At 72.5% G+C, this 15,603-nt stretch carries 11 protein-coding genes and 1 pseudogene; 3 read left to right on the top strand and 9 right to left on the bottom strand.

Annotated features, from left to right (window positions below; all coding sequences use genetic code 11):
* Positions 1-69: 69 nt before the first annotated feature.
* The 8 genes from F8R89_RS28590 to F8R89_RS28555 form a co-directional block, all read right to left on the bottom strand.
* Positions 70-1,092 (bottom strand): TIGR03842 family LLM class F420-dependent oxidoreductase, encoded by a 1,023-nt coding sequence (locus F8R89_RS28590; protein ID WP_151786637.1) that lies wholly within the window; start codon positions 1,090-1,092, stop codon positions 70-72.
* Positions 1,093-1,103: 11 nt separating this feature from the next.
* Complete coding sequence (gene hydA / locus F8R89_RS28585) at positions 1,104-2,507, bottom strand: dihydropyrimidinase (RefSeq protein WP_151786636.1); 1,404 nt, start codon at positions 2,505-2,507, stop codon at positions 1,104-1,106.
* 33 nt (positions 2,508-2,540) lie between these two features.
* Positions 2,541-3,383 (bottom strand): nitrilase-related carbon-nitrogen hydrolase, encoded by an 843-nt coding sequence (locus F8R89_RS28580; protein WP_062667024.1) that lies wholly within the window; start codon positions 3,381-3,383, stop codon positions 2,541-2,543.
* Between the two features lie 155 nt (positions 3,384-3,538).
* Positions 3,539-5,113, bottom strand: coding sequence for a PucR family transcriptional regulator (locus F8R89_RS28575; RefSeq protein ID WP_151786635.1), 1,575 nt, complete (start codon positions 5,111-5,113; stop codon positions 3,539-3,541).
* Between the two features lie 38 nt (positions 5,114-5,151).
* Positions 5,152-6,435, bottom strand: coding sequence for an aspartate aminotransferase family protein (locus F8R89_RS28570; protein ID WP_151786634.1), 1,284 nt, complete (start codon positions 6,433-6,435; stop codon positions 5,152-5,154).
* The gene (locus F8R89_RS28565; protein WP_055619397.1) at positions 6,432-7,274 is read right to left on the bottom strand and encodes a nitrilase-related carbon-nitrogen hydrolase; all 843 of its coding nucleotides are present in this window, start codon (positions 7,272-7,274) and stop codon (positions 6,432-6,434) included. Before F8R89_RS28565 ends, F8R89_RS28570 begins: the two co-directional genes overlap by 4 nt.
* A gap of 193 nt (positions 7,275-7,467) precedes the next feature.
* Positions 7,468-8,841, bottom strand: a complete 1,374-nt coding sequence (locus F8R89_RS28560) for a hypothetical protein (RefSeq protein WP_151786633.1) — start codon at positions 8,839-8,841, stop codon at positions 7,468-7,470.
* Between the two features lie 128 nt (positions 8,842-8,969).
* Positions 8,970-9,236, bottom strand: a complete 267-nt coding sequence (locus F8R89_RS28555) for a helix-turn-helix domain-containing protein (protein WP_151786632.1) — start codon at positions 9,234-9,236, stop codon at positions 8,970-8,972.
* Between the two features lie 75 nt (positions 9,237-9,311).
* Between F8R89_RS28555 and map the strand changes: the two genes are divergently transcribed.
* Both map and F8R89_RS28545 read left to right on the top strand, forming a co-directional pair.
* Positions 9,312-10,079, top strand: coding sequence for a type I methionyl aminopeptidase (gene map / locus F8R89_RS28550; RefSeq protein WP_151786631.1), 768 nt, complete (start codon positions 9,312-9,314; stop codon positions 10,077-10,079).
* A gap of 182 nt (positions 10,080-10,261) precedes the next feature.
* Positions 10,262-12,814 carry an ATP-dependent Clp protease ATP-binding subunit gene (locus tag F8R89_RS28545; RefSeq protein WP_151786630.1) on the top strand — a complete coding sequence of 851 codons (2,553 nt, stop codon included), beginning with the start codon at positions 10,262-10,264 and terminating at the stop codon, positions 12,812-12,814.
* Positions 12,815-12,829: 15 nt separating this feature from the next.
* On the opposite strand, the pseudogene ggt reads toward F8R89_RS28545, so the two are convergent.
* A pseudogene (gene ggt / locus F8R89_RS28540) lies at positions 12,830-14,631 on the bottom strand (gamma-glutamyltransferase).
* 142 nt (positions 14,632-14,773) lie between these two features.
* Here ggt and F8R89_RS28535 point away from each other — a divergent pair.
* On the top strand, positions 14,774-15,532 hold the full coding sequence (locus F8R89_RS28535; RefSeq protein ID WP_192806259.1) for a hypothetical protein: 759 nt from the start codon (positions 14,774-14,776) through the stop codon (positions 15,530-15,532).
* The last annotated feature ends 71 nt before the right edge of the window (positions 15,533-15,603 follow it).

The following is a 15,603-nucleotide window of genomic DNA, read 5'->3' as shown; positions in this document are numbered from 1 at the left end:
GAACGGGCGGGGAGGGTGACCAAGGGTGGGGGGTCGGGTGCAGCCGTACTGCGAACGCGCCTGTGGTGACTATGAGTTGACGGCGGGGATGACCGACGAGCCGTACGCGTCGATCACGGCTTCCTGCGCGTCGTGCATGTCGTAGACGGCGAACTGGTCGACGCCGAGGTCACGCAGCGCGTTCAGCTTCTCGATGTGCCGCTCGACCGGCCCGACGAGGCAGAACCGGTCGACGATCTCGTCGGGGACGAAGGCGGTGTCGGGGTTGTCGGCCCGTCCGTGATGGGAGTAGTCGTACCCCTGCCGGGCCTTGATGTAGTCGGTCAGCTCCTCGGGGACGGCCGAGGAGTGCTCGCCGTACTTGGCGACCAGGTCGGCCACGTGGTTGCCGACCATCCCGCCGAACCAGCGGCACTGCTCACGGGCGTGGGCGAGCGCCTCGGGCGAGTCGTCCTCGGTGACGTAGGCGGGGGCGGCGACGCAGATCGTCACCTCGGACGGGTCGCGGCCCGCGGCGGCCGCCGCGTCCTTGACCGCCTTCACCATGTACTCGGTCAGATAGAGGTCGGCCAGCTGGAGGATGAACCCGTCGGCCTCCTCGCCGGTCATCTTCAACGCCTTCGGGCCGTACGCCGCCATCCACACCGGGAGTTCGGCACCCGGCTTGATCCAGGGGAACCGGACGGCCGTGCCGCCGCCGAGGTCGGCCTCCCGCCCGCTGCCGAGCGCCCGGATGACCTTCATGGCCTCGCTGATCCGGGCCAGGGTGTTGGGCTTGCGCCCGGCCACCCGCATCGCCGAGTCACCGCGGCCGATCCCGCACACCGTGCGGTTGCCGAACATGTCGTTCAGCGTGGCGAAGGTCGAGGCGGTCACCTCCCAGGTGCGGGTGCCCGGGTTCGTGACCATCGGGCCGACCTTCAACTGCCGTGTCTGCGCCAGGATCTGGCTGTAGATGACGAACGGCTCCTGCCACAGCACGGCCGAGTCGAAGGTCCAGCCGTGGGTGAACCCGTTGTCCTCGGCGCGCTTCATCAGCTCGACGACCCGAGAGGCCGGCGGGTCCGTCTGCAGGACGAGTCCAAAGTCCATGTGCTCCGCTCCTAGTTCAGGTACTGACAGGTGGAGCGGGGCGTGTAGACACCGTGCCCGGCGCGGCCGGTGTACTCCCGCTCGGTGATGACGGGCTCGCCGCGCGAGAGGACCGTCTCGACCCGGCCGGTGGTCCGCCGGCCCTCGTACGCCGAGTAGTCGACGTTCATGTGGTGGGTCTCGGCGGACATGACCTGCTCGGCGTGCGGGTCGTAGATCACGACGTCCGCGTCCGCGCCCGGCGCGAGGGTGCCCTTCTTCGGGTACATCCCGAACATCCGGGCCGGTGTGGCGCAGGCGATCTCGATCCAGCGGCGGCGCGAGATGTGCCCGTCGACCACGGCCTGGTGCAGCAGGTCCATCCGGTTCTCGACGCCCGGCATCCCGTTGGGGATCTTCGAGAAGTCCCCGCGTCCCAGCTCCTTCTGGCCGACGAAGCAGAACGGGCAGTGGTCGGTGGAGACGACCTGGAGGTCGTTGGTCCGCAGCCCCTTCCAGAGCTGCGCCTGGTGCTCCTTGGGCCGCAGCGGCGTCGAGCACACGTACTTCGCGCCCTCGAAGTCCGGCTCCGCCAGGTTGTCGGTGGACAGGAACAGATACTGCGGGCAGGTCTCGCCGAAGACGTTCAGCCCGTCGTCGCGGGCCCGCGCGAGTTCCGCGACCGCCTCCGTCGCCGAGACGTGCACGACGTACAGCGGCGCGCCCGCGACCTGGGCCAGCCTGATGGCGCGGTGGGTGGCCTCGGCCTCCAGCAGGGCCTTGCGCACCTCGCCGTGGTAGCGGGGGTCGGTCTCGCCGCGGGCCAGCGCCTGCTCGACGAGGACGTCGATGGCGATGCCGTTCTCGGCGTGCATCATGATCAGCCCGCCGTTCTCGGCGGAGCGCTGCATGGCGCGCAGGATCTGGCCGTCGTCCGAGTAGAAGACCCCGGGGTAGGCCATGAACTGCTTGAAGGAGGTGACGCCCTCCTCCACCAGCAGGTCCATCTCCTTGAGCGTCTCCTCGTTCACATCGGAGACGATCATGTGGAACCCGTAGTCGATCGCGCAGTTGCCCTCCGCCTTGGCGTGCCAGGCGTCCAGGCCCTCGCGCAGGGTGTGGCCCACGCTCTGCACGGCGAAGTCGACGATGGTGGTGGTGCCGCCCCAGGCGGCGGCCCGGGTGCCGGTCTCGAACGTGTCGGAGGCGAAGGTGCCGCCGAACGGCAGCTCCATGTGGGTGTGGACGTCGACGCCGCCCGGGATGACGTACTTGCCGGTGGCGTCGATGGTCCGGTCGGCGGTCCAGGCCCCGGCGGCCGGGGTGCCGCTCGCGGCGAGGGCGGCGATCCGGCCGTCCTCGATCAGGACGTCGGCGTGCATCTCGTCGGACGCGGTGATGACGAGACCACCGCGGATGACGGTACGGCTGCTCATTCTCCCTCTCCTACCGTGCTCGGCGCTGGGGTCTTACGGGGCGGTGATCGGTCCGTAGGCGTCGGGCCGGCGGTCCCGGAAGAACTGCCAGCGGTCGCGGACCTCGCGGAGTTTCGCCATGTCCAGGTCGCGCACGACGAGTTCGGTCTCCTTGTCGCTCGCGACCTCGCCCACGAACTGCGCCTCGGGGTCCACGAAGTACGTGGTGCCGTAGAAGTCGTTGTCGCCCAGGTCCTCGACGCCGACCCGGTTGATCGCGCCGACGAAGTACTCGTTGGCCACGGCCGCCGCGGGCTGCTCCAACTGCCAGAGGTAGCGCGAGAGTCCGCGCGAGGTCGCCGACGGGTTGAAGACGATCTCGGCGCCGGCCAGCCCCAGTGCCCGCCAGCCCTCCGGGAAGTGCCGGTCGTAGCAGATGTAGACGCCGATCCGGCCGACGGCCGTGTCGAAGACGGGCCAGCCCAGGTTGCCCGGCCGGAAGTAGAACTTCTCCCAGAAGCCCGGCACTTGGGGGATGTGGTGCTTTCGGTACTTGCCGAGGTACGACCCGTCCGCGTCGATCACGGCGGCCGTGTTGTAGAGGACGCCGGGCTGCTCCTCCTCGTACACGGGCAGGATCAGGACGATGCCCAGCTCGCGGGCGAGGTCCTGGAAGCGGCGGACGATCGGGCCCTCGGGCACCTGCTCGGCGTACTCGTAGAACGCCTTGTCCTGCACCTGGCAGAAGTACGGGCCGTAGAACAGCTCCTGGAAGCAGAGCACTTGGGCGCCCTGGGCGGCCGCGTCCCGGACCGCCTGCTCGTGCACCTGGATCATCGACTCCTTGTCGCCGGTCCAGGCGGTCTGGAAGAGGGCGGCGCGGATCACTGGGCTCATCGGGACCTCCGGTCGCTCGGTGTGCAGCGAGCGTAGGAAGCCCGGTGATCGGCTTTGAGTGGCACCGTGTCACGTCTGCGGGCGTGGGGCGTGCCACGGTGTCACCCTGTCGTGGACCCATGTTTCACCGCCGTTTTCGCAGGTCATTGCATGTTTCAACCGTGTTGCGCGTCATGCGCGAGGAGTGCGATGTGCACCGAGGCGGCCTGCTCGAAGTCGTCGAGGTCGACTCCGAGCCGGCTCTGTATCGCCTCCAGACGGCGGTACAGCGCGGGCCGTGAGACATGGTGGAGCTGGGCGGTGCGGGACTTGTTGCGGCCGGTGGCGAGGTACGTGCGCAGGACGGCGAGGAGGTCCCCGTCGGGGCCGCACAGCAGCCCGTCCAGCTCGCGTTCGGCGAACGACTGCACCTGCGGGTCGTCCCGGAGCAGCCGGATCAGACCGCGCAGATGGACGTCCCGCAGCCGGACGACGGCGGGGAGGTCGAGGGCCGCGGAGGAGTCGGCGACGGCGTCCGCGACGTGCTGGGCCTCCCGCAGCCCGGTGGGCACCTCGTCCCACACGGTCCGGGCGTCGGCGGCGGCCACGACGGTCCGCTCGTCACCCGCCTCCGAGCGCACCCGGGCCGCGAAGTTGGCGGCGAGCACCCCGGCGTCCTGGTCGCGGGCGAGGCTGAGCAGCACGGCGGTGGCCCCGTCGGCGAGTTCGGCGACGATCCCGGACAGTCCCAGCAGGCGCAGGACCCGTTCCAGGCGGGCGGCCTCGCCGTCGCGTACGACGAGCGGGACGAACGTCCGCCGGTTGACGGGCAGTCCGGCGGCCCGCGCCCGGGGCAGCAGCTGCCGGGCCGGTACGACCCCGCTGACCAGGTCGGTGAGCAGGCTCTGCGCGGACTGCTCCTCCCAGCTGTGGGCGGCGGTGCCGCCGAGCATCCGGTGCAGGACGACCGCCTCGGCGGCGCGGTCGGCCAGCAGCCGCCCGGTGGCGGTGTCGCCCCGGTACCCGCACAGCACGAGCCGGCCCCACCGCTCCCCCCGTCCGCCGAGTTCGGCGCGGATCCACCCGTCGCCCTCGCTGCCCCCGGCCTGACGGGCGATGCGCTCCCAGTCGCGCAGCACGTCGTCCACGGCGGACCGCTCCCCCGCCGTGGCGAGGACGCGGTGGGCGAGGTTGCTGACGACGACGGGGCAGGCGCTGTGGGAGGCGATCTCGTCGAGCAGGCTCTGCAGCGGGGCGCCGCCGGTGATGAGCGCCGTCAGCGCGGTCCGCACCGACTCCGAGAGGCTGACGGCGGCGAACTTGCGCCGCACCAGCCGGGACTGGACCTCCTCGGTCAGCTCGGCGAACGGGAAGGGCCGGTGCAGGACGACCATGGGCAGCCCGCACCGCTCGGCGGCGCGGCGCATCACGGCGGGCGGGGCGGGGAAGGCGCGGCCGAGTCCCAGGACGAGGGCGGCTGCCTCCGCCCGGTGCAGCGAGCGGACGTACTCGGCCTGTTTCTCCTCGTCCCCGGCGAGCAGCACCCCGGTGGTCAGCACCATCTCGCCGCCGCTGAGCATCACGCCGACGTCCGGGGCCTCGGCGACGTGCACCCAGCGCACGGGCCGGTCGAGCTGGCCGGCCGCGGCCACCACCTCGGGCTCGCCGGCCAGAACCCGCTCCAGGGTGAGGACCTGACGGACCGACAGCGCGGGCTGGAGGACGTCCCAGGGCTCCGGGGTGGTGGTCATGGCGGTGTTCCCTCGCTCGGGGGTCCGGGCGGCGCCCGCTACAGGCTCCGCAGGGCGCTCTCCAGGATCGCGGCGCCCTCCTCGGCCTCGGCGACGGTGAGCGTCAGCGGCGGGGCGACGCGCAGGGCGCTGGTGTCGTGGCCGCCGCCCTTGCCGATGAGCAGGCCGCCGTCGCGGGCCGCCTCCAGCACGGCGGACGCGGCCGCCGGGTCGGCCTCGTCGGTGCCGGGCCGGGTGAGTTCGACGCCCAGCATCAGACCGCGTCCGCGCACCTCCCGTACGTGGGGCACCTGGGCGGCGACGGCCCGCAGCCGCTCCCGCAGCAGCCCGCCGACGCGCCGGGCGTTGCCCTGCAGGTCGTGCTCCAGCAGGTACGCCAGGTTGGCGAGGCCGGCGGCCATGGTGATCTGGGTGCCGCCGAAGGTGGAGATGCTGTTGGAGTCCAGGCAGTTCATGACCTCGGCGCGGGCGACGACCCCGCCGATGGACATGCCGTTGCCGATGCCCTTGGCGAAGGTCAGGATGTCGGGCGGGCCGGAGCGGGCGTGTGCCTGCCAGCCCCAGAAGTGGTCGCCGGTGCGGCCCCAGCCGGTCTGCACCTCGTCCGCGATCCACAGGACGCCGCGTTCGGCGAGCACCTCGCGGAAGGCGGCGTACAGGCCGTCGGGTCCGGAGGTGAAGCCGCCGACGCCCTGGACGGGTTCGGCGATCAGCGCGGCGGGCGGCCGGGTGTGCCCGAGGACGTCCTTGAGGTCGGCGACGCAGGCGGCGATGAACGCCTCGTCGTCGAGGTGCGCGAACGGGCCGCGGGTGCGCACGCCGCCGTGCACGTAGAGCGTCTGGAGCGGGGAGAGCGAGGTGGGCGACCAGCCGCGGTTGCCGGTGATGCCGACGGCGCTGAAGGAGCGGCCGTGGTAGCTGTTGCGCATCGCCAGGACGGTGTTGCTGCGCCGGTAGGTGGTCGCGAGCAGCAGCGCGGTGTCGTTGGCCTCGGTGCCGGAGGTGGTGAAGAAGACCCGGGCGTCCGGGATGCCGCTCAACTCGGCGATGCGCTCGACGAGTTCCACCATGGGCCGGTTGAGGTAGAGGGTGGAGGAGTGCAGGATGCGGCCGGCCTGCTCGCTGATCGCCTTGGTGACCTCGGGCAGGGCGTGCGCGGTCATCGTGGTGAGGATGCCGCCGAAGAAGTCGAGGTAGCGGTTGCCGTCGGCGTCCCAGACGTGACGGCCCTCGCCGTGGGTGATCTCCAGCGGCTCCTCGTAGTAGAGGGCGAGCCAGTCGGGCAGGACGGCGTGGTGGCGTCCCAGCAGGTCCTTGGTCACGGCTGCACCAGCCCTTCGTAGGCGTCGGGGCGGCGGTCACGGTAGAACGCCCACTGCTGCCGCACTTCCTCGATGACGTCGAAGTCGAGGTCGCGGACGAGGAGTTCCTCGGCCTTGTCGCCGGCGACCTCGCCGACGAACTGCCCGCGCGGGTCGACGAAGTAGGAGGTCCCGTAGAAGTCGTTGTCGCCGTACTCCTCGACGCCGACGCGGTTGATCGCGGCGACGAAGTACTCGTTGGCGACGGCCGCCGCGGGCTGCTCCAGCCGCCAGAGGTAGGAGGACAGGCCCCGGTGGGTGGCGGACGGGTTGTAGACCAGCTGGGCGCCGTTCAGGCCGAGTTGGCGCCAGCCCTCCGGGAAGTGCCGGTCGTAGCAGATGTAGACGCCGACCTTGCCGACGGCGGTGTCGAAGACGGGCCAGCCGAGGTTGCCGGGCTTGAAGTAGTACTTCTCCCAGAAGCCCTTGACCTGGGGGATGTGGTGCTTGCGGTACTTGCCGAGGAAGGTGCCGTCGGCGTCGATCACGGCCGCGGTGTTGTAGTAGAAGCCGGACTGCTCGACCTCGAAGACGGGCACGACGATCACCATGCCGGTCTCGCGGGCGAGGTCCCGCATCCGCCGTACGGTCGGCCCGTCGGGGACCGGCTCGGCCCAGGCGTAGTGCTCCGGCTCCTGGACCTGGCAGAAGTACGGAGCGTTGAAGACCTCCTGGAAGCCGATGATCTTCGCGCCCTGCCGGGCCGCCTCCCGGGCGTGCTCCTCGTGTTTCGCCACCATGGACTCGGTGTCGCCGGTCCAGGTGGCCTGGACCAGAGCGGCACGAACGACGTTGGCCATGAGCTGCTCCTTCGACGGGACGTCAGAGCCTCTACGCCCGTAGAGGGGGCCGTAGAGGCTCGAAAGTAAGCCCCTGGAACAGCCTTGCCAAGACCATCGTCGTTAACCCGCTGACTCCATCTCGTTTCACACTCCTGAGGGTGACGGATGGGGCCGGTGGGAGGGATGCGGCGGATGGTGTCGGGCCTCCCGGTCAGGCGGTGAAGCCCGCGACCCGCAGGGCGTGGACCAGGTCCCAGTACCGCTCGTCGGAGACGCCCCGGGCCGCGTCCAGCAGGAGCGGCACCAGCTCCGCGGGGTCGGCGGCGGCGCTGCGGGCGGCCTCCTCCGGGGTGCGGACACGGACGTACGCGTCGAGCAGCACCCGGACCTCCCGATGCCGTCCCCCGGCGGTCAGGCCCAACACGGCACGCCCTATCTCGGGCGCGGGCCGCACCACGCCCTCCCGCAGGATGCGCTCCCCGTCCTCGGTGTGTCCGGCGGCCGTCAGGGCGTCGGCGGCGGCCACGAGGCGGTCGGCGGGCAGGGAGGCCGCCTCCCACAGCAGGGTCGCCCAGTCGGCGGCGAGCCCGGCGTGCCGCATCTCGGCGGCGAGCAGCGGGAAGCGGGCGGGGGGCCAGTAGGCGATCTCCACGAGCAGGGCGTGCGCCTCGCCCGTGCGTCCGGCGCCACGCAGCCGCCGCAGGGCCTCGACGGTGGCGAGGACGTCCTCGCGGTCGGCCGCGCCGAGTTCCTCGACGGCCGTCCCGGGCCGGGCCTCGGGCGTCTCCTCGGCGACGCCGGCGAACCGGGCGCCCCGTGGCGATCCGCGCCCGCCGGCGGCCGGCGCGGGCAGCGGCTCCTCGACGGCCGGCGGTACGGCGACGGGGCCGGTGTCCTCCTCGACGGCCCCGGCGAAGCGGGCGCCGCCCCGGCGGGGGCGTCGCTGCCTGGGGACGGTCGGGGCGGGGTCGGGGACGGCCGGGGCGGGGCCGGGGGAACGCTGACCCGTGGGTTCCTCGGGCTGTAAGGCCGCCCCGTCGGGCTCCGCTCCCGGGATGTGCCCGCGCGGGGGCAGGTCGCGGTGGTCGAGGGCCGCCATGCGGCGGCGCAGCTCCTCGCAGCGGGCGCTCGCGCGTGCGTGGTCGTCGCGGGCCCAGGCGAGGTCGAGGCGCAGGGCGTCGGCCTCGGCGCGGGTCGTCGCGGAGGCGAGGGCGTGCTCCAGGGCGGTGCGGCGTTCGGCGGCGTACCGCTGTTCGCGGAGCATGACGTCGAGGCGGTCGCCGAGGGCGTCGCGTCCGCCGGGGCGGGCGTCGTGGGCGGCGACGGCGGCGGTGTGCAGTGCGCGGGCCTGTTCGGCGTAGGGGGCCGCGCCGTCCGTGCCGTACCGGGCGGCGAGGTCGCCGAGCAGGGACTCCACGACGTCCCAGGGCGGCACCTCGCGTCCGTCGAGGCAGGCGCGCATGCCCTCCGGGTCGCGTTCCCAGAACACCCCGCACCAGCCGCCGCCCTGGTCGAGGCGTGCCAGAAGGCCGTCCAGACAGTTCGCGAACTCCCGGACCTCGGCCGGGAGTTGTTCCACCGACATTGCCCAACTCCCGCCAGACCGGAACACTCCGGTCCGTCAGGCAACACCAGTCGTGTTACGAACGCGCTACGGGGAGTTTTCCGTCGGGACGCGGAGTGCGCTCGTCCTGCCGGACGGTGACGGACGCGTCAGGCGGCGGCCTCGGTGCCGCCCTCGGGCGCGCACCGGCCGACCAGGTCGTCCATGGACAGGCCGAGGGCGGTCGCGAGCGCGGCGACGGTGAAGAAGGCGGGGGTGGGGGCGCGTCCCGTCTCGATCTTCCGCAGGGTCTCGGCCGAGACGCCGGCGCGCGCCGCGATCTCCGGCATGCTGCGGGCGCCGCGCGCCTCGCGCAGCAACCGGCCGAGCCGCTCGCCGCGTTCGCGCTCTTCGGGGGTGAGAGGGGTGCGCACCATGGCGCCCATTCTAATACCGCCCTCCTGGCACCCGCCCCGCTTTGGACCCATTCAAATACCGGTATAGTAATTGGCATGGTGGAACTGAAGACGGACACGGCGATCGACGAGATGCGGGTGGCGGGACAGGTGGTGGGCCGGGCACTCACCGCGGTGCGCGAGGCGGCCGACGTGGGCGTGTCCCTGCTGGAACTGGACGAGGTGGCGCGCGGGGTGCTCCGGGAGGCCGGTGCGGCGTCGCCCTTCCTCGGGTACCGCCCCTCCTTCGCGCCCGTGCCCTTCCCCGCGGTCATCTGCGCCTCGGTCAACGACGCGATCGTGCACGGCATCCCGGACGGCTACCGGCTGCGCGACGGGGACCTGGTCTCCATCGACTGCGGCGCCCAGCTGGGCGGCTGGGCCGGCGACTCGGCGATCAGCTTCGTCGTCGGCACCCCGCGCCCCGCCGACCTCCGGCTCATCGAGACCGTGGAGCGGGCCCTGGCGGCGGGCATCGAGGCGGCCGTCGTCGGCAACCGCATCGGCGACATCGCGCACGCCATCGGCACGGTGTGCCGATCGGCCGGGTACGGCGTCCCGGACGGCTTCGGCGGGCACGGCATCGGCCGCCGAATGCACGAGGACCCGTCCGTGCCGAACGAGGGCCGGCCGGGCCGGGGCATGCCGCTGCGGCACGGCCTGGTCCTCGCCATCGAGCCCATGGTCACCGCGGGCGGCCGCGACGAGTACCACGCGGCCCCGGACGGCTGGACCCTGCGGACGAACGACGGCTCCCGCGCCGCCCACGCCGAGCACACCGTCGCCATCACCGCGGACGGCCCACGCGTCCTCACGGCCCGCTGACCTCGGACCGGTCACGGGGGTACCTCCGCGGCATCGCCTGGAGGTGCCCCCGCCCATCGATCGTGCGAAGGTGTTCTACGAACGCGGCCAGGTGTAACCGGCGCCCGCCGGGGTTACCCGACTCCGGCAGTCGATCAGCGAGGGCGACCCTGCCCGCGCAGGGACGCCGGATGGGAACGCCCATGACCAGTGGCTTCAGTGGTCCGGACGACTACGACCCCTTCGGAGAATTCCTCGCCCGCTTCTTCGGCGGACCGCGACCGGGGCCCCGCCAGATCGACATCGGACGGCTGCTCAGCCAGCCGGCCCGGGAGCTGGTGAGGGGGGCCGCCCAGTACGCGGCCGAGCACGGCAGCAGGGACCTGGACACCCAGCACCTCCTGCGGGCCGCCCTGTCCGCCGAGCCGACGCGGAGTCTGCTCAGCCGGGCGGGCGCGGACCCCGACTCCCTCGCCACGGAGATCGACGAGCGCTCGGGACCCGTCCAGCACCCGCCGGGCGAGGTCCCGCCGCCCACGTCGCTCTCCCTCACCCCGGCCGCCAAACGGGCGCTCCTCGACGCGCACGACCTGGCCAGGACGCGCGGCGCCGGGTACATCGGCCCGGAGCACGTGCTCAGCGCCCTCGCCGCGAACCCCGACTCGGCCGCCGGGCACATCCTCAACGCGGCCCGCTTCGCCCCCACCGGCGGGCCCCCCGACAGCCCGGAGGCGGCGCAGCCCCGGCCCGGCACCGACCAGCGGCCGCGCGTCGACACCGGCACGCCCACCCTCGACAAGTACGGCCGCGATCTGACGGACCTCGCCCGGCAGGGCCGGATCGACCCGGTCATCGGACGCGACGAGGAGATCGAGCAGACCGTCGAGGTGCTCTCCCGGCGCGGCAAGAACAACCCCGTGCTCATCGGCGACGCCGGCGTCGGCAAGACGGCGATCGTGGAGGGCCTGGCCCAGCGGATCACCGACGGGGACGTGCCGGACGTCCTGAGCGGCCGCCGGGTGATCGCGATGGACCTCACCGGTGTCGTCGCGGGCACCCGCTACCGGGGCGACTTCGAGGAACGCCTGACGACGATCGTGGACGAGATCCGCGCCAACTCCGACCGGCTCATCGTCTTCATCGACGAGCTGCACACCGTCGTCGGGGCCGGAGGCGGCGGCGAGGGCGGCGCCATGGACGCAGGCAACATCCTCAAGCCGGCGCTGGCCCGCGGCGAGCTGCACATCGTCGGCGCGACCACGCTGGAGGAGTACCGCAGGATCGAGAAGGACGCCGCGCTCTCCCGCCGCTTCCAGCCGATCCTCGTGCCCGAGCCGACCACCGCGGACGCCATCGAGATCCTGCGCGGCCTGCGCGACCGCTACGAGGCCCACCACCAGGTCCGCTACAGCGACGAGGCGCTGGTCGCCGCCGTGGAGCTGTCCGACCGCTATCTCACCGACCGCCGGCTGCCCGACAAGGCGATCGACCTGATCGACCAGGCGGGCGCCCGCGTCCGGCTGCGCTCCCGCACCAAGGGCACGGACGTGCGGGCCATGGAGCGCGAGGTCGAGCAGCTGACCCGCGACAAGGACCAGGCCGTCGCCGACGAGCAGTACGAGCAGGCGACGCATCTGCGGGACCGGATCGTCGAGTTGAAGCAGCGCATGGCGGACGCCGGCGGTGACGTCGAGGTCGACGAGGGCATGCATCTGACGGTCACCACGGAGAACATCGCCGAGGTGGTGTCCCGGCAGACCGGCATCCCGGTGAGCAGCCTCACCGAGGAGGAGAAGGACCGGCTGCTCGGCCTGGAGGAGCATCTGCACGAGCGGGTGGTCGGCCAGGACGAGGCGGTGCGCGTGGTCTCCGACGCCGTGCTGCGCTCGCGGGCCGGCCTCGCGAGCCCGGACCGGCCGATCGGCAGCTTCCTGTTCCTCGGCCCGACCGGCGTCGGCAAGACCGAGCTGGCCCGGGCGCTCGCCGAGGCGCTGTTCGGCAGCGAGGACCGCATGGTCCGGCTCGACATGAGCGAGTACCAGGAGCGGCACACCGTCAGCCGGCTGATCGGCGCCCCGCCCGGATACGTCGGGCACGAGGAGGCCGGCCAGCTCACCGAGGTGGTCCGGCGGCACCCGTACTCGCTGCTGCTGCTCGACGAGATCGAGAAGGCCCACCCGGACGTCTTCAACATCCTGCTCCAGGTGCTCGACGACGGCCGGCTCACCGACTCCCAGGGCCGCACGGTGGACTTCACCAACGCGGTCATCGTGATGACCAGCAACCTCGGCTCGGAGGCGATCAGCAGGGGCGGCACCGGGATCGGCTTCGGCTCGGGCGACGGACAGGCCGACGACGAGGCCCGCACCGAGCGCATCCTGCGCCCGCTGCGCCAGCAGTTCCGGCCCGAGTTCCTCAACCGGATCGACGAGATCGTCGTCTTCCGCCAGCTCACCACCGAGCAGCTGAAGAGCATCACCAACCTGATGCTGGACAAGACCCGCCGGATGCTGAACGCCCAGGGCGTCACCGTCGAGTTCACCGACGCGGCCGTGGACTGGCTGTCCGAGCGCGGCTACCAGCCCGAGTACGGCGCCCGCCCGCTGCGCCGCACCATCCAGCGGGAGGTCGACAACCAGCTCTCCCGGCTGCTGCTGGACGGCCGGATCGGCGAGGGCGGCCGGGTCACCGTGGACGTGGCGGACGGGCGGCTGGACTTCCGCACGGAAGAACTGCCGCCCGCCCCCGAGTTGTGAGCGCCGCGTCCGGCGTCAGCGCGCCGGGCGCACCACCATCGCGGAGCCGCCGCCGCGCCGGACCTTCTCGGCGGCGGCGAGCCACCGGCCGTCCGGCAGCCGCTGCACACCGGTGGCCGCGCCGATCTCCGGGTTGAGCCGGAAGGCGTGCCCGATGGCCTCCAGGCGGGCGCGCGTCGGGCTGTCGTACAGGCCCGGTTCCAGTTCGGTGGTGGCCGCGTTGCGCTGGCTGGCGCGGGGCGCGGCGATCGCGTCGACGAGCGGCAGCCCCCGGTCGAGGAAGCCGGTGAGCGTCTGGAGCACGGTGGTGATGATGGTGGCGCCGCCGGGCGATCCGAGCGCCACGACGGGCTTGCCGTGCCGGTCGAGGACGATCGTCGGGGACATCGAGGAGCGCGGCCGCTTGCCGGGGCCCGGCAGGTTCGGGTCGTGGACGGCCGGGCTCGCCGGGGTGAAGGAGAAGTCGGTCAGCTCGTTGTTCAGCAGGAAGCCGCGGCGGGGCACCGTGATGCCGCTGCCGCCGGTCTGCTCGATGGTGAGCGTGTAGGACACGACGTTGCCCCACTTGTCGGCCACCGTGAGGTGGGTGGTGCTGTCACCCTCGTAGGTGGTCGGGGCGGCCGTGCCGCGCGCGTCGCAGGCGGCCGGGTGGCGGGGGTCGCCGGGCGCGACGGGGCTGGTGAGCACCGCGTCGTCCTTGATGAGGCAGGCTCGCGAGTCGGCGTACCGCTGGGACAACAGCTCCTTCGTCGGTACGTCCTCGAAGGCGGGGTCGCCGACCCAGCGGCCGCGGTCCGCGAAGGCGATCCGGCTGGCCTCGAGGTACCGGTGCAGATAGCGGACGTCGCTCGCGCGGGAGAGGTCGGTCCGCTCCAGGATGTTGAGGGCCTCCCCGACGGTCGTGCCGCCGGAGGAGGACGGCGCCATGGAGTAGACGCCGAGACCCCGGTAGGTCGTCTTCGTCGGGGCCTGCGCCCGGACGCGGTAGGTCGCGAGGTCCTTGGCGGTGAGCTCGCCGGGCCGCGCCTTCCAGCCCGAACCGGGGTCCACGGGCGGCTTGTTGACCGTCCGTACGATGTCCCGCGCGAGGTCGCCCCGGTACAGCTCGCCCACGCCCTTGCGGGCGAGTTCGGCGTAGGTGCGGGCGAGGTCGGGGTTCTTGAAGGTGGAACCGACCACGGGCAGACGGCCGTTCGGCAGGAACAGTTCGGCGGTGTCCGGGAAGTAGCGGAACCGCGTCTCGTTGGAGGCGGTCTGCGAACGGAAGGTCTCGTCGACCGTGAAGCCGTCGCGGGCGAGCCGTTCGGCCGGTTTCAGGACCGTGCCGAGGCGCTTGCTGCCCCAGGCGTCCAAGGCCTTCTGCCAGGTGGCGGCCGTGCCGGGGGTACCGACGCTCAGCCCGCTGGTGACGGCGTCGGCGAAGGGGATCGCGGAGCCGTTCTCCGTGAACAGCCCGGAGTCGGCGCTGAGCGGCGCGGTCTCCCGGCCGTCGAGGGTGCGCACGGAACGGGACTTGGCGTCGTAGTAGACGAAGTAGCCGCCTCCGCCGACGCCGGCCGAGTAGGGCTCGGTGACACCGAGCGCGGCGGCGGTGGCGACGGCGGCGTCGACCGCGTTGCCGCCCTTGCGCAGGATCTCGATGCCGGCGGCGGTCGCGTCGGCGTCGACGCTGGCCACCGCTCCGCCGTAGCCGGCGGCCACCGGCACCTTCTCCACGGGCCGTGCGCCCCGGTGCCGGGCGGCGCCGCCGCCCCCACCGAGACCACGGCGGCCGAGACCGCCAGGACCGACAGTTTCCGCGCGACACGGCGACGCATCCGCACCTCCAGTCAGGACTGTCCGCGCAGCGTAACCCGGTCCCCGGGGTCCCGACAGACCCCCTCCGAGGACTGTCACGCGAACGCCATGTGTCGAACACCGGTACGTACCAGGGGCGTCGGCCCGCTAGCATGCGCGCCCATGAACGACGACGTGCGCAACATCGTCCTGGGCGTGGTCGCGGCCGGTATCAGCGCCGCGCTCGGCTGGCTGGCCCGCACCTATCTGTGGAAGCGCAGGCTGCGCCGCAAGCAGGCGTTCTTCGGCCTGCCCGAGAACGCGGAATCGCTCCTCGTGGTCAACCGCGGGGCGGGCGGGCCCGAGCTGACGGTGATGCGCTACGACGTGTTCGCCCTGCTCGAACTCGCGGCCCTGATCAAGGACTGCCACGCCCACGCGCAGATCATCCCGCACGACGCGGCACGGCAGGGCTTCGGTGAGCGCACCGAGTTCTGCGTGGGCGGGCCGGCCTCCAACCGCCGTATGGCCGCGCATCTGGCGTCGCTGCTGCCGGGCGTGCGGGTGAACACGGACGCCGAACCGGGCCCGGAGCGGGGGTCGTTCCAGATCGGCTCCGAGCGCTACCAGGTGGAGCCCGGCAAGGAGGAGTACGCGCTGCTCGCCCGGATCACCGTCGGCCAGAGCCAAGGGCCGCGGCCCGTCTTCCTGTTCTGCGGCCAGACCGCCATCACCAACCAGGCGGCGACCCGTTACCTCGCCCGCAACCACGAGCGGCTGTCCCGCAAGCACGGCAACGGCTCGTTCGTCCTGCTGCTGAAGATAGTCAACTCGCAGGCGTACGGGCCGGACGTGGTGGAGCTGGTCGCGGACGTCACGCGGGCGGCGCAGACGGCGTTGCCCGCGCCCGCGCCCGCACGCAATAGCCACCGCGCCTCTTGAGGTACATCACATTCCATTAACCGTTACCGGCACGTAACTTACCGACGGGTTACTTACGGTAAACGGCCGCG

This window comes from Streptomyces sp. SS1-1 (genome assembly GCF_008973465.1).
Taxonomy (GTDB): domain Bacteria; phylum Actinomycetota; class Actinomycetes; order Streptomycetales; family Streptomycetaceae; genus Streptomyces.
This window is presented reverse-complemented; position numbering and strand designations above follow the sequence as displayed.